This is a genomic window from Planococcus halocryophilus (assembly GCF_022489025.1).
Lineage (GTDB): Bacteria > Bacillota > Bacilli > Bacillales_A > Planococcaceae > Planococcus > Planococcus halocryophilus_A.
In genome coordinates, this window is the sequence record NZ_JAKVTG010000014.1 from 51173 (window position 1) to 70828 (window position 19656).

General features: G+C 39.6%; 20 protein-coding genes. 11 read left to right on the plus strand and 9 right to left on the minus strand.

Annotated features, from left to right (window positions below; translation table 11 throughout):
- Positions 1-30: 30 nt before the first annotated feature.
- Entirely contained in the window at positions 31-1263 is a 1233-nt protein-coding gene (locus MLE13_RS14110) for an aminopeptidase (protein WP_240750319.1), read from the minus strand.
- A 148-nt stretch (positions 1264-1411) separates the two neighbouring features.
- Here MLE13_RS14110 and MLE13_RS14115 point away from each other — a divergent pair, with 148 nt between their 5' ends.
- From MLE13_RS14115 to MLE13_RS14130, 4 genes are all read left to right on the plus strand, one after another.
- Complete coding sequence (locus MLE13_RS14115; protein WP_240750320.1) at positions 1412-2506, plus strand: carbohydrate kinase; 1095 nt, start codon at positions 1412-1414, stop codon at positions 2504-2506.
- A complete protein-coding gene (locus MLE13_RS14120) occupies positions 2503-3414 on the plus strand; it encodes a pseudouridine-5'-phosphate glycosidase (protein WP_240750321.1) in 912 nt (303 codons plus the stop codon). Before MLE13_RS14115 ends, MLE13_RS14120 begins: the two co-directional genes overlap by 4 nt.
- A gap of 111 nt (positions 3415-3525) precedes the next feature.
- On the plus strand, positions 3526-4833 hold the full coding sequence (locus tag MLE13_RS14125; protein ID WP_240750322.1) for an FAD-dependent oxidoreductase: 1308 nt from the start codon (positions 3526-3528) through the stop codon (positions 4831-4833).
- Complete coding sequence (locus tag MLE13_RS14130; protein ID WP_240750323.1) at positions 4830-5816, plus strand: class I SAM-dependent methyltransferase; 987 nt, start codon at positions 4830-4832, stop codon at positions 5814-5816. The genes MLE13_RS14125 and MLE13_RS14130 overlap by 4 nt, the downstream gene beginning before the upstream one ends.
- Positions 5817-6024: 208 nt before the next feature.
- Here MLE13_RS14130 and MLE13_RS14135 read toward each other — a convergent pair whose 3' ends face one another.
- Both MLE13_RS14135 and MLE13_RS14140 read right to left on the minus strand, forming a co-directional pair.
- Positions 6025-6246 carry a DUF1128 domain-containing protein gene (locus tag MLE13_RS14135; protein WP_240750324.1) on the minus strand — a complete coding sequence of 74 codons (222 nt, stop codon included), beginning with the start codon at positions 6244-6246 and terminating at the stop codon, positions 6025-6027.
- 58 nt (positions 6247-6304) lie between these two features.
- On the minus strand, positions 6305-7666 hold the full coding sequence (locus MLE13_RS14140; protein ID WP_240750325.1) for an alanine/glycine:cation symporter family protein: 1362 nt from the start codon (positions 7664-7666) through the stop codon (positions 6305-6307).
- A 179-nt stretch (positions 7667-7845) separates the two neighbouring features.
- Here MLE13_RS14140 and MLE13_RS14145 point away from each other — a divergent pair, with 179 nt between their 5' ends.
- A complete protein-coding gene (locus MLE13_RS14145; RefSeq protein WP_240750326.1) occupies positions 7846-8307 on the plus strand; it encodes a YtxH domain-containing protein in 462 nt (153 codons plus the stop codon).
- A 13-nt stretch (positions 8308-8320) separates the two neighbouring features.
- Positions 8321-9220, plus strand: a complete 900-nt coding sequence (locus MLE13_RS14150) for a YihY/virulence factor BrkB family protein (RefSeq protein WP_240750327.1) — start codon at positions 8321-8323, stop codon at positions 9218-9220.
- Between the two features lie 26 nt (positions 9221-9246).
- Here MLE13_RS14150 and MLE13_RS14155 read toward each other — a convergent pair whose 3' ends face one another.
- The 3 genes from MLE13_RS14155 to MLE13_RS14165 form a co-directional block, all read right to left on the minus strand.
- A complete protein-coding gene (locus MLE13_RS14155) occupies positions 9247-11115 on the minus strand; it encodes a heavy metal translocating P-type ATPase (protein ID WP_240750328.1) in 1869 nt (622 codons plus the stop codon).
- Positions 11116-11311: 196 nt separating this feature from the next.
- Positions 11312-11506, minus strand: a complete 195-nt coding sequence (locus MLE13_RS14160; protein ID WP_065526947.1) for an SE1561 family protein — start codon at positions 11504-11506, stop codon at positions 11312-11314.
- A gap of 334 nt (positions 11507-11840) precedes the next feature.
- The gene (locus MLE13_RS14165; RefSeq protein ID WP_240750329.1) at positions 11841-12221 is read right to left on the minus strand and encodes an OsmC family protein; all 381 of its coding nucleotides are present in this window, start codon (positions 12219-12221) and stop codon (positions 11841-11843) included.
- A gap of 77 nt (positions 12222-12298) precedes the next feature.
- Between MLE13_RS14165 and MLE13_RS14170 the strand changes: the two genes are divergently transcribed.
- Positions 12299-13474: an MFS transporter gene (locus MLE13_RS14170; RefSeq protein ID WP_240750330.1), complete on the plus strand. Its 1176-nt coding sequence runs from the start codon at positions 12299-12301 to the stop codon at positions 13472-13474.
- Between the two features lie 138 nt (positions 13475-13612).
- On the opposite strand, the gene rlmD is transcribed toward MLE13_RS14170, so the two are convergent.
- The gene (rlmD, locus tag MLE13_RS14175) at positions 13613-14977 is read right to left on the minus strand and encodes a 23S rRNA (uracil(1939)-C(5))-methyltransferase RlmD (RefSeq protein ID WP_240750331.1); all 1365 of its coding nucleotides are present in this window, start codon (positions 14975-14977) and stop codon (positions 13613-13615) included.
- 41 nt (positions 14978-15018) lie between these two features.
- Entirely contained in the window at positions 15019-15921 is a 903-nt protein-coding gene (locus MLE13_RS14180; RefSeq protein WP_240750332.1) for a TIGR01777 family oxidoreductase, read from the minus strand.
- 104 nt (positions 15922-16025) lie between these two features.
- Between MLE13_RS14180 and recX the strand changes: the two genes are divergently transcribed.
- Genes recX through MLE13_RS14195 form a run of 3 tightly spaced genes read left to right on the plus strand, consistent with a single transcriptional unit; the run spans position 16026 to position 17413 of the window.
- Entirely contained in the window at positions 16026-16832 is an 807-nt protein-coding gene (gene recX, locus MLE13_RS14185) for a recombination regulator RecX (protein WP_240750333.1), read from the plus strand.
- On the plus strand, positions 16825-17157 hold the full coding sequence (locus MLE13_RS14190) for a YfhH family protein (RefSeq protein ID WP_240750334.1): 333 nt from the start codon (positions 16825-16827) through the stop codon (positions 17155-17157). Before recX ends, MLE13_RS14190 begins: the two co-directional genes overlap by 8 nt.
- A gap of 4 nt (positions 17158-17161) precedes the next feature.
- Positions 17162-17413 (plus strand): YfhJ family protein, encoded by a 252-nt coding sequence (locus MLE13_RS14195; RefSeq protein ID WP_008431203.1) that lies wholly within the window; start codon positions 17162-17164, stop codon positions 17411-17413.
- Between the two features lie 65 nt (positions 17414-17478).
- Here MLE13_RS14195 and MLE13_RS14200 read toward each other — a convergent pair whose 3' ends face one another.
- Positions 17479-18459: a metal-dependent hydrolase gene (locus MLE13_RS14200; protein WP_240750335.1), complete on the minus strand. Its 981-nt coding sequence runs from the start codon at positions 18457-18459 to the stop codon at positions 17479-17481.
- Positions 18460-18591: 132 nt separating this feature from the next.
- Here MLE13_RS14200 and mutY point away from each other — a divergent pair, with 132 nt between their 5' ends.
- Positions 18592-19656 (plus strand): A/G-specific adenine glycosylase, encoded by a 1065-nt coding sequence (mutY, locus tag MLE13_RS14205; RefSeq protein WP_346429175.1) that lies wholly within the window; start codon positions 18592-18594, stop codon positions 19654-19656.

Here is a 19656-nt window from a genome sequence, read left to right on the forward strand (position 1 = left end):
CAGAAAAAATAAGTGTCGAATTATCGATACTTAAAAAGCCCAGTTACCATCACGGAAAATTGGTTCACGCGAACCATCTTCTAAAATCCCGTCAATGTCCATTTCTGAAGAGCCAACCATGAAATCGACATGAGTAATGCTTTGGTTCAAGCCGTTTTCCAAAAGTTCTTCTTGTGACATTGTTTTTCCACCTTCAAGGCAAAATGCATAGGCACTGCCAATAGCGAAATGATTTGAAGCGTTTTCATCGAACAATGTATTGTAGAATAGAATATTCGAATCAGAAATCGGCGATTGATGAGGAACCAATGCAACTTCTCCTAAGAAGTGTGAACCTTCATCGGTAGCAATCAGTTGTTTCAGAACATCTTCGCCTTGAGCAGCTGTTGCATCAACAATTTTTCCGTCTTTAAATGTAATTTTAAAGTCGTCAATAATATTACCGCCATAGCTCAAAGGTTTAGTGCTTGAAACAAAGCCGTTTACGCCTGGTTTATATGGAACAGTGAAAACTTCTTCAGTTGGCATGTTTGCCATAAATGTGTCGCCTTTTTCATTAACCGATCCAGCTCCACACCAAAGATGACCTTTTGGAAGTGCTACTTCTAAATCTGTTTTCGGCGATGTGTAATGAAGTTTCGCGTACTTTTTATCGTTCAAATAATCGACTTTTGTATGCAATAAGCGGTTATGTTCGGACCACGCCTCAATTGGTTGATCAAGGTCTGCACGAACAGCTTTAAAGATCGCATCCCAAAGTGCGTCAACTTGCTGTTCTTTTGGTAATTCAGGAAATACTTTAGCTGCCCAATTTTCTGAAGGTGCTGCTAGAACGGACCAGCTAATTTTATCGGATTGGACATATTGACGATATTTGCTTAATGCCTGTCCAGTCGCTTTTTGTGATGCGGCAATACGTTTTGAATCGATTCCCGATAATAAATCAGGACTTTGAGACACAATGCTGATAAATGCAGCACCTTGTTCTGCTAGTTGTTCGCGCTCTTGAACTTTCCAAGCAGGGTATTGTGAAAACGAATCCTCTGGTGCTAATTCAAAACGCAGACGTGCAATGGCATCGTCAGACCAATCTACATAGACTTGTTTAGCTCCTGTTTCATAAGCTTTTTGGGTAAGTAGACGAACGAATGGTGCAGAATCGATAGCGGCAGCAATATATAATTGCTGACCCGGTTGAATATTTACTCCCACTTTTATAGCTAGTTCAGCATAGCGGGCTAATTTCTCATTAAAAGACGTCAAATAAATCTCTCCTCTCATCTCTTCTATAGTAGCAATTTTCAGTCTCAGCCTGCAATCATTTATACCAGTCTTTCAAATTAATTATTTTTCTTGTATTATTTATTATAAAAGTTTATAATTAAACAAAAGTTTAAATGGAGGTGTAGATATGAATCAGAAAGAAGTGGAAGTGTTGGAATTGATCCGCCGAAATCCTTATCTGTCCCAACAGGAAATGGCCGAAAGGTTAAATATGTCCAGACCTTCGCTTGCCAACTTCATCTCAAATTTAATGCGGCAAGGTAAAATTTTGGGACGCGCATATGTATTACCAGAAGAAAAAACGGTTATATGTATTGGCGGTGCCAATGTCGACAGGAAATTCCTGATGCAGCAAACTGCACAAATGGGCACATCAAATCCTGCATCTGTTTCCGGGAGTGTCGGTGGAGTTGCAAGAAATGTTGCTGAAAATTTGGGGCGACTAGGCAATTCTGTTAAACTCCTATCCATTGTTGGAAATGATCCTGAGTGGGATTTAATTGAAGCGGCATCAAATTCTTTTATGTCAACAGAACTTACCAAGGCGGTTGAAGGCCTTTCAACTGGAACATACACAGCCATTTTAGAACCTGATGGCGAAATGATACTGGCAATGGCGGATATGAAAATTTATGATTTTATGACACCAGCTTATCTTTCGAAAAATGACAGTGCATTACTGTCTGCTGCTTTTCTTGTAATCGATTTAAACTGTCCACGTGAAACGGTAGAATATGTACGTAAATTAGCTTTAGCTAACAAAATTCCCTTAGCTGTTATTCCGGTATCGGCTCCAAAAATGAATCATTTGAGTGATGATTTAGCAGGTATCAGTTGGTTGATTTTAAATCGTGATGAAGCAAGTAAGTATTTGGAGATGTCTATCGAGACGATAGAAGAGTGGCATCAGGCCGTTCAACGACTTTTAGATCGAGGAGCAGAATCAGTCGTCATCACAGGTGGGAAAGAAGGCGCTATAGCCGGAAACTCTACAGACACTAAACATTACACTTCCATACAAGTCGAACATGTAGCCGATGTCACAGGCGCAGGAGATGCATTCTCGAGTGCAATCGTCCATAGCATATTAGGAAGCCAAGATTTAGACGCAGCAATTCATGCGGGTATGGTGAATGCAGCAAAAACATTAGAAAGCAATTCGACTGTTCGTCAAGAACTGACAGCGGTACAACTACAAAAAGAACTGGAGGAATTACAATGAACACAATGATTTCATATTCAACAGAAGTACAACAGGCACTAGAGGGCAAAAAACCAATCGTAGCACTTGAATCAACAATCATCTCGCATGGTATGCCTTATCCGCAAAACGTGGAAACAGCTCGTATTGTAGAACAAATTATCCGTGATCATGGCGCCGTTCCAGCAACTATTGCAATTATGGATGGCGAGATTAAAATCGGGTTGTCTGAAGAAGAATTAGAACTTCTTGGTAACACTCCTGGGGTTTCTAAAGTCTCAAGAAGAGATATCGGCCAAGTCATCGCAACAAAACAAATTGGAGCGACAACTGTAGCAGCTACGATGATCTGCGCAGAACTTGCAGGTATTCGCGTTTTCGCTACTGGGGGTATCGGTGGAGTACACAGAGGCGCAGAAACAACAATGGATATTTCGGCAGATTTAGAAGAACTATCAAACACTGGAGTCGCTGTTGTATGTGCAGGAGCAAAATCAATTTTGGATATTGGGTTAACAATGGAATACCTTGAAACCAAAGGGGTTCCTGTTATCGGCTACCAAACAGATGTGATGCCAGCATTCTACACGCGTTCAAGTAGCTTTGATCTAACGTTCCGCACAGACAACACAGATGAGTTAGCTAAAGTGCTAAAAGCAAAATGGGATTTAGGAATTGATGGCGGAGCAGTTATCGCCAACCCAATTCCAGCAGAACATGCTTTAGAAGAGTCGTTCATTAATGACATTATTGCACAAGCGATGACAGAAGCAAATGACAATGGCATTTCAGGCAAGGAAGTTACACCCTTCCTTTTAGGAAAAGTGAAAGAATTGACTGAAGGAAAAAGTTTAGTTGCCAATATCGAGTTAGTGAAGCATAACGCGAAAGTTGGAGCGGAACTAGCTGTAGCTTATAACAAACTTTAAGAATAATTTGTGAAAAGAAGTCCATTCGTGGGCTTCTTTTTTTGTTGGGCAGCATTAAGTGGTTTTTAATCTCTTAGGTTTAGGGTAAAGAGGAGCAAGGGGTTGAGGTAGATGAAAACAGATGTGTTCATTGGCGGAGGTGGAATTGGTGGATTAACGCTTGCTTTAAAGTTGGCGCAACGAGGCATCCAAGTGATTCTTGCCGAGCGAATGGCTGTAAAAGCACCTACTTATAAAGGAGAACTTCTGCAACCAAAAAGTATGCAAATTTTTGATGAACTCGGAATTTATGAGCAAGTATGCAATCGTTCAAACGAAATTAAAGTATTAGACATGCTTGAACTTTCTAGCTCGTTACAAGTAAAGGATCAATCGTTCATGGATTACAACGTGTTACCAGGTAAATACAATGCAGCTTATATGATGCATCATGAAGAATTAAAATCGGTAATTTTAAATGCAGCATGTGAATACGATAATTTCGAGTATTTAAAAGGTACGGCTTGTAAAGGTTACGGAGATAAAACAGCTGTTCTTCAAAAAGGAACGGAGAAATTTGAAGTGGAAGCTCAGTTTTTCTTTGGGGCAGAAGGCCGATCCTCGGTTACACGAAAAGCGATGGAAATAGAAGTTAAGCAAACTACTTACAATCATCATTTTTTGACAGTTACTTTCCCGCGAGCGAAGGATTTTACAGATGGCAAAATCATTTCTACATATAATCGTTTTTTAGGCCTTTTTCCATTGCCAGATGATCAAGTTCGTAGCGTTTACTTAATCCCACCAGGAGATTACAAACAATTAAAAGAAAAACCAATCAGTCATTTTCATAAACTCTACACAGATTTAGCTCCTGTAGTAGATGGATATGTTCAACAGCTAAGCGATTGGAAAAAAATCCAATTGATGATTCCTGTAATGTATCATGCTAATTCCTATGTGAAAGGCAACAAAGCAATCATTGGAGATGCATGTCACGCTGTACACCCTATGGCAGGAGAGGGGATGAATATGGCGATACAAGACGCCGATATTTTAGGTGAATTAACGGCAGATATGTTCGAATATAAAAAAACGCATTCAGGTAATTTGAAGTGGTACGAAAAAGTGCGCTATAAACGTGCTGATCACGTCATTCAATTGAGCCATTTAGCAGCATTAGCCTATTCGTTTCCATTTAAACCGGTAAGCTATATCCGTCAGCGAACATTTGAACGTATGGAAGAAGATCCAATTCTCCATTTTAAACAAATGTTGAATGTTTCGGGTCTTGGTATGTGGAAAGAAAATGTTCGTGATCGATTTATTCAAGGTGGCATTATGCCAGTACGTATGAAAGATTTACCGAAAGATCGTAAAGAATTAAAATACTATACACCGGAAGATGATTATCCATGGAAAACGGAGGGACTCAAATGATTGATGTGATGAAGATGTTTAAAGCAAGAATGTATATGAAACGCAATCAACCTTTTTTATACAGTTGGCATGCGTATGTTGGTTATGAGTTGGACTTATTTAAAGCGTTCGAGCGCCCAATGACAAAAAGGGATGTGGCAGATGCCCTTCAACTTGACGCAGACTTATTAAATCAGTGGGTTAGCGTAGGTGTATCAATTGGCCATTTAAAAGAAGCGGGAAGAAGTCGTTATAAAACCTGGAATGCTTGGAAATTGCCAAAACCAAAAGGCAATAATTCCTCTGGGGTACTCTTAAAAGAAATGATGGAATTGCATATTCCAACACTTTTAAGTTATCCCGACATGATGCGTAACCAAGACCGTCTGCATTACGATGAAGAAAAACACGCACCAACTGTAGCGGAAACAAGTCGGTTGTTGGAAGTGTTGGCTCTTCCTAAAATTTCAAGACGTTTAAAACAAACAGAAGCAGCATCAGTATTGGATATCGGTTGTGGAGAAGGTGGCTATATTAAAAAATTAGCCGAACGTTTCCCTAAAACGCATTTTACTGGAATTGAAATCAGCCCTTCTGTTACAGAAGTCGCGAAAAAACTAACAAAAGACAATAAAAACATTTCAATTGAAAATGCAGATCTGTGGAAATACAAACCTGATCAACCTCAAGACATGGTCATGATGAACAACGTAATTCACTATATCGATCTCGAGAAACGTCAAGAACTTTTTAATGAATTGGCCAGCTGGGTTAAAGAGAATGGCATGTTGTCGGTAATAACCCCTATTGCTGGAGGCAGTGACAGCCCACCCTTCGCCAATGTCTTTAATAGCTTTTTCTCATCGTTCGATAATTTGTACCGCTTACCTGAACGTGAAGAATTAGCCGAATGGGGAAAGCAAGCAGGACTTGAATTACTAAGCATACAAACGGTCATAAAAGAAGGCGGTTGGTATGTTGTGCATTATGAAAAGAAAAGCTGAAGAAGCCGTTAAGGTTCGACAGGCATAAGACGGCCCGGCGAAGCGACGTGTTTACAGTCGTATAGCCGGGCTGACTTATGACCCGAGAACCTGGCTTCTGAAGCTGGACAAAAAGAAAAGCTGAAACGACCGTTTTGCTCCGACAGGCATAAGGCTACAATCAAAAAAATACCTTGAAGGCTAATGCCTTCAAGGTATTTTTTATGTGTTATTTGCGCAATGAGCCAAGTTCAGTAGCGATGGCTTGCATTTCACTTGTACTAAATTTGTCGCGAGTTGCAACCATTTGGTATAAGTCATGTAAATCTTCATATTGAGAAGCGTTGAAATGTTCAGCTCTCATTGCATCAACATTAACCATACGCAATTTGGCTTTTATTTCTTCAATCATAAAGCTGACATTTTCTGGAGAAGGTGTAGATAAGTCCATGATAAGTTCCTGCCTTTCAGGTGGGTATACTTTATCATTTCATTATTCAAATGTAATGTCAATTGCCAGCCTGTTTTGCTTCTTTTTCTTCTTTGATTTTTGCAATAATGCGTTTCGTTTCTAGAACAATGACACCCGACAAACCGAGAAGTCCGATTAAGTTAGGGAACGCCATTAATCCATTCATAACATCAGAGAAAGTCCATACAACATCAAGTGAAACTGTTGCACCAACGAATACCATCAAGACGAAAGCTACGCGGTAAACAATTAGCAATGCTGGATTTTTAAATAAGTATTGGAAACATTTCTCTCCGTAGTATGACCAACCAATAATTGTAGAAGATGCGAAGAAGATCAAACCGACAGCCACAATAATCGGGCCAGCGCCTCCTAAAAATTGTTCGAAAGCAGCTGTTGTTAATGCAGCACCTTCAAGTGATTCGTCTTTATAAAGACCAGACATAACAATCGTAACACCTGTGATCGAACAAATGATGATTGTATCGAAAAGCACTTGTGTCATGGATACTAATGCCTGACGTCCAGGTAAATCTGTGATGGCAGCAGCAGCAGCTATCGGAGCAGAACCAAGTCCAGCTTCGTTGGAGAATACGCCTCGCGCGACACCGTAGCGAATCGCGGCACCAATCGCGCCACCAACTGCAGCTTCACCTGTAAATGCAGCACTAAAGATTGTGCCAAATGCAGCTGGAATCAATTCCATATTAAGAATCATAATAATAATTCCTGCGATGATATAAAATAGAGCCATAAAAGGTACGAAGAAAGAAGTAACACGCCCGATACTCTTAATCCCGCCAAGTAAAACAAGAGCAGTAAAAATTGTAAGGATGATTCCAGTAATCCATGTCGGAACACTAAAGGTATCACGAACAACAGATGCAACTGAGTTTGATTGTGTTCCATTACCGATACCAAATGCAGCAATGGCACCAAAAATAGCAAATAATACCGCTAACCATTTTTGTTTTAACCCGTGTTCAAGGTAATACATAGGTCCGCCAGCCATTTGTCCTTTAGCGTCAACTACACGATATTTAACAGCAAGAACGGCTTCACCGTATTTAGTAGCCATCCCGAAGAATGCAGAAAACCACATCCAGAAAATTGCACCCGGTCCACCGAGAATAACCGCTGTTGCGACACCAACAATATTACCGGTACCGACTGTAGCAGCCATTGCGGTTGAAAGTGCTTGGAAATGACTAATATCTCCTTTAGAAGTTGTATCTGTGTTTTTCGTGAAAACCAATTTTAATGCATAAGGCAATAAACGAAGCTGTAGAACGCCAAGACGAACGGTTAAGAAAATTCCTGTTCCTACTAATAAAATTAATAAAGGTGGTCCCCATACTAAACCGCTTATCGTACCCAATAACTCTTCAAACTGTTCCATTATTAATCCCCCTTCTATAATCTCCTTCTCTATCTTATAAAACCTCCTGTAAACATAATATTCCGAAACTTTTTTAATATAGTCAAGCTATTTTTATAAAAAAAGCGTTTAGGTCTTTAATGATTAGGGAAAATTCCTAACAGATGTGAAATTATTTATACTATTGGGAGGAATTTAGGATGAGCCAAAACAAATTAATGACAGGATTATTAGTAGGAGCAGCGGTGGGTGTGATTGTCTCACTTTTTGATCGCAATACAAGAAACGATGTTATAGAGAAATCTAAAAAAGCTTCAGACAATGCAAAATACTATGCTTCGAATAGAGATGAACTAGTACAAGCTTTCCAGCACCAGGCTGAAAGAGCACAAAACTTATATTCTCGGATTTCTGAAGATGCTTCTTATGTAGGCAGTAAAGTAAATGAATTGAAAGAAATGTCTCCACAAGTAAAAGAAATGGCAATTGAAACAAAAGAGGCGTTCTTAGATACGAAAGAAGCAGTTGTTGAAACAAAAGATGATGTCATTTCAGCAGTGAAAGAAGACAATCCATCTCCAACTACTTCTTTAGGAGATAACGATACAAATCGCTCAAACGGTCAACCCAGCGGGAATACCAATTCAGAAAATCGGTTATAGGAAGTTTGTGCAGATGAAACCCGCAGATCAGCAACCAACTGACAGCGAAAAACGCGCCTATTCGAATACATATGATGTTACGAAAGGCAGCGGGTTTTTTAAAGAATTGTTTCAACGGATTAAAGACGTCGACGTGCCAGGGCTTGGAGCACAGTTGGCGTTTTTTTTCCTCTTGTCTATTTTCCCGCTATTAATTTTCTTAGTTACGTTGTTGCCATATTTGGCGTTGTCTCGTGGTGAAATCTTCAACTTTCTAGAGGAAGTAGTACCTGGAACGGTCTACGTACTAATTGAAAGTACTGTAGTAGAAGTTTTAACCACGCAAAATACAGGGTTATTGTCTTTTGGTATTTTAGCAACAATTTGGTCGGCTAGTCTTGGTATGAACGCGTTGATTAAGTCGCTAAATCTCTCATATAAAGTTGCCGAAAATCGTCCAATTCTTTTGGCCAGAGCGATGTCAATAATATTAACCGTTTTGTTGATTTTTATTTTAATAGTAGCGTTGGCATTGCCGATTTTTGGAGAGCAGCTTGGACGATTAATTTTTTCGTTTTTAGGCTTAGAAGCGAATTTTTTAGTGGTTTGGAATTCTATCCGTTTTACGATTCCAGCCATTGTCATTTTTGTTGCGTGTGCCATTATTTATTGGTTGGCTCCAAATGTGAGACTTAATATTTTAAGTGTATTGGCTGGAGCTGCGTTTGCGGCAACAGGATGGTTGCTAACGTCATATTTGTTTTCTATTTATGTTAAAAATTTCGGAAGTTTTTCAGCAACTTATGGCAGTATCGGGGCAATTATTGTGTTGATGCTCTGGCTATATGTCTCGGCAATGCTTTTGGTCATTGGTGGCCAGATCAATGCCGTGATGAATGAACGGCGGTATTTATTAAAACAAAAGACGACATGATTGTTAACAATCATGTCGTCTTTTGCTTATATATTGCGGTTTAACATACGTAAGCCATTCAAAATGACTAAAATCGTACTGCCTTCATGACCGATAACACCGAGTGGAAGTGTAATGGCTTGAAAAAAATTTGAGATGATTAATAACACAATAACTGCAACTGAAAAAAAGATATTCTGTTTGACGATCCGCTGCATTTTTTTAGAAAGGCGGATTGCGTATGCGATGCGAGATAAATCATTTTTCATCAAAATAACATCTGCCGTCTCCAGTGCAATATCAGTTCCTTCGCCCATTGCAATTCCAGTTGTCGCAGTTGCGAGAGCAGGGGCATCGTTTATGCCGTCTCCTGTCATAGCAACATATTCATACTTTTTCACAAGTTTTTTCAGTTCATCGACCTTATCAGCGGGCATGCATTCTGCAATATAGTCGTCAACGCCAGTTTCTTTTGCAATAACGCCCGCAGTTTTGCGATTGTCGCCCGTTAGCATAATACAGTAGATCCCTGCTTTTTTCAGTTCATCGATTGTAGATTTAGTAATGTCGCGAACCGTATCTTTTAATGCCATAGCAGCGAGTATTCCTTCACCGTCACGAACAAAGGTTACAGTTTTTCCTTGGTTGGCTAGCTTTTCCAATAAGCCATCTTCAAAATCTTCTGCTAGCGATTCTCCCACAAATTTAGGTTTTCCTACAAGAAATTCTTCTTTATTAATGGTTGCTTTCAAGCCATTGCCCGGAACGTCTTGAATCATCAAGTTTGGCACAGGTGTAATTCCTTTAGAAACGACAAAGTCATTTATCGCTTTTGCTAAAGGGTGGTTTGACTGTGACTCGATTCCAGCAATTCGTGCCATCGCTAGTTGCGGGTCGGCTCCTTCGCGAATAACAAAATCAGTCACTTCAGGTTTACCACGCGTCAATGTTCCTGTTTTATCAAAAGCAATAGCTTGGACCATGCTCAAATTTTCTAAATGTATGCCACCTTTGAAAATGATGCCGTTTTTTGCACCGTTGGAAATTGCTGCGAGTGTGGCAGGCATGATAGAAGCAACTAGAGCACAAGGAGAGGAAACTACTAGCAAGACAATTGCGCGGTAAAATGTTGTGTTCCAATCCCAGCCAACTAGATAATGAGGTAAAAACAACATTAGGATAAAAACCAAAATGACGACTTTTACATAACGTCCTTCAAACCGTTCGATAAATTGCTGAGAAGGGGATTTTTCGCTTTGCGCAGATTGTACCAAGTCAATAATTTTTTGGAATAAGGTTTCTGTGCTAGGTTTGGTCATTTCCATAGTAATAGTACCAGATAAATTAACCGTACCTGCAAAAAGCTCATCTTCTTTGTATTTAGAAACCGGAAGTGCCTCGCCGCTAATCGCCGACTCGTCTACTGCTGTTTGCCCTTTTTGAAGGACACCGTCTACAGGAACTCGTTCACCTGGCTTTACTACAATAGAATCTCCGGTATCAAGTTCACTTAAAGAAACAAGAATCGTTTGATTGTCTTTTACTAGCCATGCCGTTTCTGGTTGGATTTTCATTAAAGAGGTAATTTCTTTTTTGCTTTTGTTCATCGTGTAGGTTTCTAGCGCACCACTTAAAGAAAATATAAAAATTAAAATAGCACCTTCTGTCCAATAGCCTATAACAGAAGATCCGACGGCAGCTAAAATCATTAATATTTCAACATTCAGCTGTTTGTCTTCGATGGTTTTCAAAATGCCATATTTGGCTTTGGCATAGCCTCCAATTCCGAAGGCGAGTATATAAATAATGGCTGAGAGAGTAGCTTGTTGTTGTAGTTCAAGTGTGAAAGCGATGAGGATTAATATTCCTGACAATATGGAGGCAATCAATTCGATATGCATTTTGATAAATGACATGAGTGGCACCTCGCTTCTTGGAATCTGATTTAATCAATCAAAGTGAATGAAGAGACATGAAGGAGTTTGGAAGGAAAGGAAGATTAAAAACGTACTTACTCTGTAGTTTATCACATTGCTTTAAAACTAAAGAGTAAGATAGCCTATGTTACAAACCAAAAGAAAAATCCGCTGCTAAAGAGAGCGGATTTACAGATTATTGATCTTCAGAAGGACGACTTTGAAATTGTTTCATTTTATCGTCCAAATCGTCAACCATCGCGATCAAGCGATCAATGTCTTCAAGTTCTGTGTTTTCAGGTTCAATCGTATCTAATACTTCTAAAAACATACTTAAGCGCTGCTTCATATAAGAAACTTGCTGTTCTTTATTCGTAATGGATTTTCCCATGTGATACACCTCATTTCGCAAGTTAATCGTACCGGAAAACGAAGAATATTTCAATAAAGTATGGGTAAAACGAATTATTTTACTAGTTTTTATATTTTGAATATTTACTTAATGGTTCGTCTATGTTAAGTTAAGGTTAATCAAAAGAGAGGGGAGGCCGAAGGAAATCAGCGAAACCACATCACAGCATCAGGAAATTCGAAGGAGGCGGTTCGCACATTTCATCGGTACTTTAACCGAGAATGACTTTATGAAAGATAACTTAACCGTATATAAAACGTAAAAGGCTCATCCACCATCTGACATCAGATAGGGAATGAGCCTTTTATGATGGTTAACGAATTTCGTAGGTTTCAACAACTTCAATTGAATCTTGTACAGATTGAACCATTGAACAATTTTTACGCGTCAATTCTAAAATACGTGGCATTTTTTCGTCTTTAATATCGCCAGTAATAATAAAGTGCAAATGTACTTTTTCCACTCGACCAGCTACTTCGTCATTACGGACAACTTCTTTCACTTCGATTTGAATATCCTCAAACGGCATCCTCATCTTATCAAACACTTTTCTCATTACACCACCACTGCAAATCGCCAATGAAGATACTAATAATTGATAAGGTCTAAAGCCGTATTCTTCATTACCGGAGATTTGAAGATCTCCGAAAGGTAAATGCCCTGTAAATCCATTTTCATTCATTGAAAAATTCATCTTATAACGCCTCCCTATGATAGAATTGTATCTGAAATCATCTCAAATACAAAAGAACAAGCTCATAAGGAGGCACCATGAAGTCATATTTACAAAGTGCCCGTGGACGATTTTGGATTTTGGTCACCATTGTCTCAATATCTGGCTTTTCACAAGGTATGTTATTGCCGTTGATTGCGGTTATTTTTGAACAAGATGGTGTTTCGTCTGCCTTGAATGGGTTAAGCGCAACTGGGTTATATGTTGGAACACTGTTAATCGCTCCTTTTATGGAACCGCAACTGCGCAAGTTTGGTTACAAACCGCTCATTTTAGTAGGAGGGGGATTGGTCATCCTATCTCTTTTTCTCTTTACGTTATGGAAATCGGTGTTATTTTGGTTTTTGTTACGGATATTAATTGGTGTCGGAGACCAAGCACTTCATTTTTCGACACAGACGTGGATTACGAGTACATCACCTCACCACCGGTTAGGTCGTAATATTGCGATTTACGGCATGTCTTTTAGCATTGGGTTTGGTGCAGGACCGTTATTTGTTCCGATGGTAGAAGTGTTCGAGGCATTGCCATTTATCGTATCTGGCATCCTTTGTTTAGTGGCGTGGTCTTTAGTTTTTTTAGTGAAAAATGATTTCCCTGAAGCTACTGGCAGCGCTATGACAGCGCGTGGAACAATTGGTCGTTTTAAAGCAGCCACTTTAATTGCTTGGGTCGCATTTTTACCGCCACTAGGTTATGGATTTTTAGAAGCCTCTCTCAATGCAATTTACCCTGTCTATGCATTGCGGCAATCAATTGAAGTGGGCATGGTTTCAATCATGCTGGCTGCTTTTTCAGCAGGAGCAATTGCTACACAATTACCGTTGGGAAATTTGAGTGATCGCATTGGTCGGAAAAAAGTATTATTAGTAGCGTTAGTGGGTGGAGCTGTGGTTTTTGTAGCTGCTAGCTTTTATGAAACAAATGCATGGATGACGATAGGTTTCTTTGCAGTAGCCGGTATGTTTGTAGGCTCTACATTTTCACTGGGTATTTCATACATGGCTGATTTGATGCCAAAAGAGTTATTGCCTACGGGGAACTTATTATGTGGAATTGCATTTAGCATTGGAAGTTTAGCAGGACCCACAATGGGCGGAGTGTTTATTCAATACTCAGGAGGATTAAGTTTCTTACTGCTTATTGCTACTATATTATTCGTAATTGCCCTACCTATTGCATTAAAAAAACCAGTTAATACAAGTGTTGTCTAACAAAAAACTCCTCTTTTGTTTACTTAAAGAGATCGGAGCGATTTGTTCCCAACAAAAAACCTGTAGACAATTCGAATAAATCGAGTTGCCTACAGGTTGAGCTGAAGCCAAGTTTGTGAAATCTTGGTTTCAGCTTTTTTATTTCAGTACCAGCTTTGTGACCGATTCTACTTGCGCAGTTTGCGGGAACATATCAACCGGTTGAATATATTCGATTCGGTAAATTTTCGTTAGTTGTTGCAAGTCTTTAGCCAAAGTAGAAGGGTTACAAGACGTATAAACAAAACGTTTTGGTTTAACTTTCAAGATGGTTTGCAAGAGTGAATCTGCTAGACCTGTGCGTGGCGGATCAACCGTTAATACATCTGGAACAAAACCTTCATTGCTCCAAAGCTCTAGCCACTTTTCGGCTGTGCCTGTTACGTATTTCGCGGTATATCCTTGTGCTTTTGCATTTGCTTTTGCATCGACTACACTTTCATGAAGAACGTCCATGCCACGAATTTCTTTCGCACTATCTGCAAGCCAAAGACCAATTGTCCCAACGCCACAATAAGCATCAACGACGGTTTCTTTACCAGTTAACTCAGCGGCGCGTTTAATTTCGTCGTATAACTTAACGGTTTGCGTTGGATTGAGTTGGAAAAAGGCACGTGCGGATAAATCAAATGCTAATTCGCCTAGCTCTTCGTGAATGGTATCTTTACCAAATAATGTGATGGTTTCGTCACCAAATACAAGAGATGTTTTCTCTTTATTGATATTTTGAACGATTGAGACTAAGTTAGTATCAATTTTCTGCAAGCGCTCTAGTAATAATTCTTTTTGTGGAATTTTTGAGCGTGTCGTTACTAAAACAAGTTGGATTTCTCCAGTGTTAACCCCAGTGCGTACGACGATTGTGCGGATAATTCCTTTCATCGTCTTGCCATCGTATATTGGCATTTTCAATTCCTCTAAAATGCGTTTAACAGCATTCGTAATAACCGTTGTATCAGGATGTTGAACGATACATTCATCAATATCTAAAAGTTGATGAGATCCTTCAGCAAATAATCCGGCGATTACTTTCGAACCCTTTAGACGTGTCTGGAATTGGCTCTTATTGCGGTAACGCCACGGATCTTCCATGCCAATGGTTTCTTCGACTTGAACCTTTGTTCCTTTTAAATATCGTTCGAGTGCTTGTACAACTAGATCACGCTTTTCAACAAGCTGTTGACCATACGTCATATGCTGCAACTGACAGCCGCCACACGCTTCATAAATTGGACAAGGTGGAGTTTGGCGGTGAGGCGACGCTGTGTGAATCTTAATAATGCGTGCTTGAGCAAAATTTCGTTTGACCACCGTTACTTGCGCAGTGATTTCTTCTCCTGGCAAAGCTCCAGGTACGAATACGACATTGCGTTTAAAATAGCCAATGCCTTCCCCGTTGATCCCAAGTCGTTTAATCGTCATCGGAATTTTTTGGCCTTCTTCAATAATAGGTTTATCGTTCATGGATCTCACATCCTTCAGTTAATCATCTCCCCATTATAGTCTTATTTATAGATATCAGCCAGTGCTGATCGCAAATTCGGAAACTTGAATTGGAAACCATGTTGTTCGAGGACAATAGGTAAGACCCGCTGACCTTCGAGCACCAATTGACTTTTATCACCTAAAACCGCCTTCATTGCTAAAGATGGAACCGGAATCCAATGAGGTCGGCCAAGTGTATGTGCAATTTCTTTACCGAAATCTTTCATTTGTTTCGGATGAGGTGCCGTTACATTAAAGGCTCCGGTCAATTGATCGTTATCAAGTGCAAAAATCAATGCTCGTGCCACATCTTTAATATGAATCCATGACAGCCATTGTTTACCAGATCCAACAGTGCCGCCAGCGAACATTTTATAAGGCAAAGCCATTAAAGGTAAAGCCCCTCCATTTTTCCCAAGAATAATGCCGAAACGTCCACACGCTACACGTAATCCATCTTCTTCAGCGCGATGAGCTAAAATTTCCCAATCACGAACTGTTTGTGCCAAGAAGTCTGAACCAAGTTCGGCAGAAGCCTCAGTATAAGTAACCGTTTGAGAAGGTGGGTAAATACCGACAGCGCTGGCGTTTACTAAAACTTTCGGTTTTTTCTCTAGCTTGTGAATAATGCGCAATAATTCATTCGTAGCATCCATACGACTTGAGTAAATCAGTTTTTTCTGTTCTTCGCTCCAGCGACCATCATTAATGGAAGCACCAGCTAAATTAATAAAAGCATCAATGCCTTCTAACTGATTCTCAGGTTTCGCATCTTCAGCTAACCATTTTACGTATGTAATACTGCGTTGGGATGAGTCTTTCGCTTTTCTCGTCAAAATATACACTTCATCGCCTCTAGCGATTAATAAACGAATCAATTCTTTGCCTACAAATCCAGTACCGCCAGTAATTGCTATTTTCATTTCCATCGCCTCCTGTTTCTTACTAGCATACCCTTTTAGACCTCAAGCTATGCCATTGTCTGCTTGAAAGGTGTATAATATAACAAGAAGAGAGGTGCCAGTAAATGCCGATTATTTCGAAAATCACACAGGGAAAGAAAAACCCTGAAAGGTATAATATCTTTTTTGAAGATAAATATGCTTTTAGCGTGGATGAGGCGGTGCTTATCCGGTATCAGCTCACAAAAGGAAAAGAGCTAGATCAATGGACCATCGAAGAAGTCAATTTCGAAGATGAAGTCCGAAAAGCTTATAACAAAGCGCTCTACTATCTTGGGTTCCGTATGAGAAGTGAAGGCGAAGTGCGTCAAAAACTAAAAGAAAAAGAATACGGAGATGCCGTAATAGATGAAGCCATCAAAAAATTGTATACACATAATTTTTTGGATGACCAGCAATTTTCAGAAGCGTTAATGCGAACACAGATTAAATCAGGCAAAAAAGGTCCACGTGCGATTCAGCAAGATATGCAAAAGAGAGGAATTGATAAACAGATGCAAAAAGATGTTTTGGATTCCTATTCAGAAGAAGAACAATTGGAAGTCGCAAAAGGACTCGCTGAGAAAATTGCGTTAAAAGAAAAAATGAAAACACCAAGTCAAATCAATCAAAAAATTAGCGATACTTTGATGAGAAAAGGCTATAACTATGCACTGATTAAATTAGCAATCGAAGATTTAGATTTAGAAAAAGATGATGATCAATGGACAGAGATGATTGCAGAGCAAGGGGATAAACTGTGGCGCAAGAATAGTTCAAAACTGACTGGCTATGATTTAAAGTCAAAAGTGAAGCAAGGTCTTTACCAAAAAGGATTCCCCAGTGAAGTAATCAACGATTATTTAGATAAAAAGGAGCTTGAAGATGACTGAACAAAAGCCATATAGTGACATGACAGAGCATGAACTCCACGGGGAAATTGCTCGTTTAAGAGAAAAAGCAAGAAAAGCTGAACAGCTCGGTATCGTTAATGAATTTGCAGTACTTGAGCGAAAAGCTACAATGGCAGCAGCTTACTTACTAGATCCTGCTGATTTCAAACCAGGGGAAGTTTACCGCATTGAAGGAGACCCGAATGTCTATTTTCAAATTGATTATTTAAAAGGCCGATTTGCTTGGGGTTACCGCTTGGGTGGAGAAAAACATACGGAAGCGTTGCCGATTTCTATGCTGCGCCCGTTGAAAGAAGGGAAATAAACTAATGAAGGAAATTATTGAGCAACTAACAATTGAGCTATTAGAAAAAAATCCGAATCTTTCTGAAGAAAAAGCACGTACGTGGATTGAACTTTTGGCATCTGACTTTGAATCATCATACGCAAAAGCAGGATACGATTATCAAGGAACAGCAGTAGTCGAGAAAGTCATGCGTCAGTGGATCGACAGCTACGGCGACAAAATTCATGAATTTGCTGGGACGAATCCAAAATACGCACATTTATTAAAAGACTAGTAAGCAAACGGAAATAGGTGTGAAAAACTAAAAAAAGAAAACGCGCACCCTGGGGTGTGCGTTTTCTAGTTATGACTGAAATCTAATTTCTTTCTTAATTTATCTTCACTGAAAATCCAGCCAGTGTAAGAATTGATGATTGTGCAATCTTTATCTAAATGGGCAACGGCAACAAACGGATAATAATCGTTGCTACGGTATCGCAAATCAATTAGTCGTACTTCAAATATTTCACCATATTCATTAATTTCCCAGCGATATAGTGGGGAAAATGAAATGAATGCAGCAATATTTTTATCTTTCATCGCCGCTTGAATCAAGTTATTTTCAGGCATCTCTTTTTTCATAAACTTATCGTAAATGTTAATCGTTCGTCCATACGCTCGTCCGACATAATGGTGACGATCCGTATCAGCTGCAATGCGCCAGTGGAAAAAGCGCATTGTCGGTGCTACAAAAACGCTCGTGGCACCTGGAATGGTATTCAGAACAGCATGTTTAACGGCTGCTTGAAGCGCGAATCGTGCAAGGTAATAAAAAAGCATAGCAATATATAGCATGCTGATGGTCCAAACAGGGTTCGCGCCAAATGCCCATATAATCAAAGCCAGAACATGAGCCCCGAAAATGATAGGATCAAATGTATTGATGACGCCTAAAGCAATCCACCGGTCGGAGAATGGCCGGAGTGCTTGAGTGCCATAAGAATTGAAGATGTCGACAAAGACGTGTAGAAAAACAGCTAGAAATGACCATAGCCACAAATGGAGTAGATTGGCTTCTGGGAAAAAGAAATATAGACCACCCGCAATTAATATTGGCCACATTAAAACAGCTGGAATCGAATGAGTCGCGCCTCTATGATGTCGAATATAAACAGCGTTATCTCGTAATTTTAAAACAGTGTCAATGTCTGGTGCTAAAGATCCGATGATGACACCGGAAACGACAGCAGTCATGGTGATGGGGTTACTGACGACGGCAGGATCTGCCATTGCGAGGCCGCCAAGGGAAATACCCATGACAATGTGTGTACCTGTATCCATTGTCTCATCCCCCTCTCTATAGAAGTTATATTTATGGAGAAATCAAATGTTTTGTTAAAATAAACTTATTCCTCATTTTTCTATATACCCGATATGGAACTGGAATAATCAAGCTAAACGGAGGTTGCAACCATTACACTTAAAAAAAACCAATTTCAAAACGACTTGATCAACTGGTTTGCAGCAGAGAAAAGAGATTTGCCTTGGAGACGTACCGCAGACCCTTATCAAATCTGGATTTCAGAAATTATGTTGCAGCAAACTCGAGTTGATACGGTTATTCCTTATTATAAACGCTTTATCGAAAAATTTCCCACATTGAATGATTTAGCAGAAGCTGACGAACAAATTCTTCTAAAGCAGTGGGAAGGGCTCGGTTATTATTCTCGTGCGCGAAATTTGCAAGCAGGAGTCAAAGAAGTGGCTGAAAATTATGGAGGAATCGTACCCAATAACCGCAAAGAAATCTCTTTGTTAAAAGGTGTCGGTCCTTATACAGCTGGAGCCGTCTTAAGTATCGCTTATGGTATTCCAGAACATGCAGTAGATGGTAACGTAATGCGCGTATTATCACGAATTTTATTGATCGAAGAAGACATTGCCAAACCAAAAACACGTAAGATTTTTGAAGAAGCAGTAACGGAAATCATTAGCCATGAAGATCCATCTTCATTCAATCAAGGGCTGATGGAGTTAGGTGCATTGATTTGTACGCCAACTTCACCTAAATGTTTGTTATGTCCGGTACGCGAACATTGCGCGGCATTTCATGAAGGCAAACAAAACGAGTTACCTATTAAAACGAAAGCTAAAAAAACAAAATCATTGCAGTACGCAATGGTTGCTATCCGTAATCACGATCGATTGCTGATGGAACAGCGCCCTAGTACCGGACTGCTTGCAAACATGTGGCAGTTCCCTATGCTTGAAACTGCAGTGGATGTGTTGCCTTTAGAGATTGAAGAGCAATTATCGGAAAGCTTAAAAGGCGTTATCGACAAAGCCGAAAAAATTACTTCTTTCAAACACGTCTTTTCTCATTTAACATGGAACGTGGATGGCTTTATAGCCGAAAGTGGAAATATTGTTGTGCCTGCTCGTATGAAATGGGTAACAGCAGAAGAATTAGATTTATTGCCGATTGCAGGACCTGTTCAAAAAATGAAAACAGCTTTACAACAAAGAGGAGATGTTTGA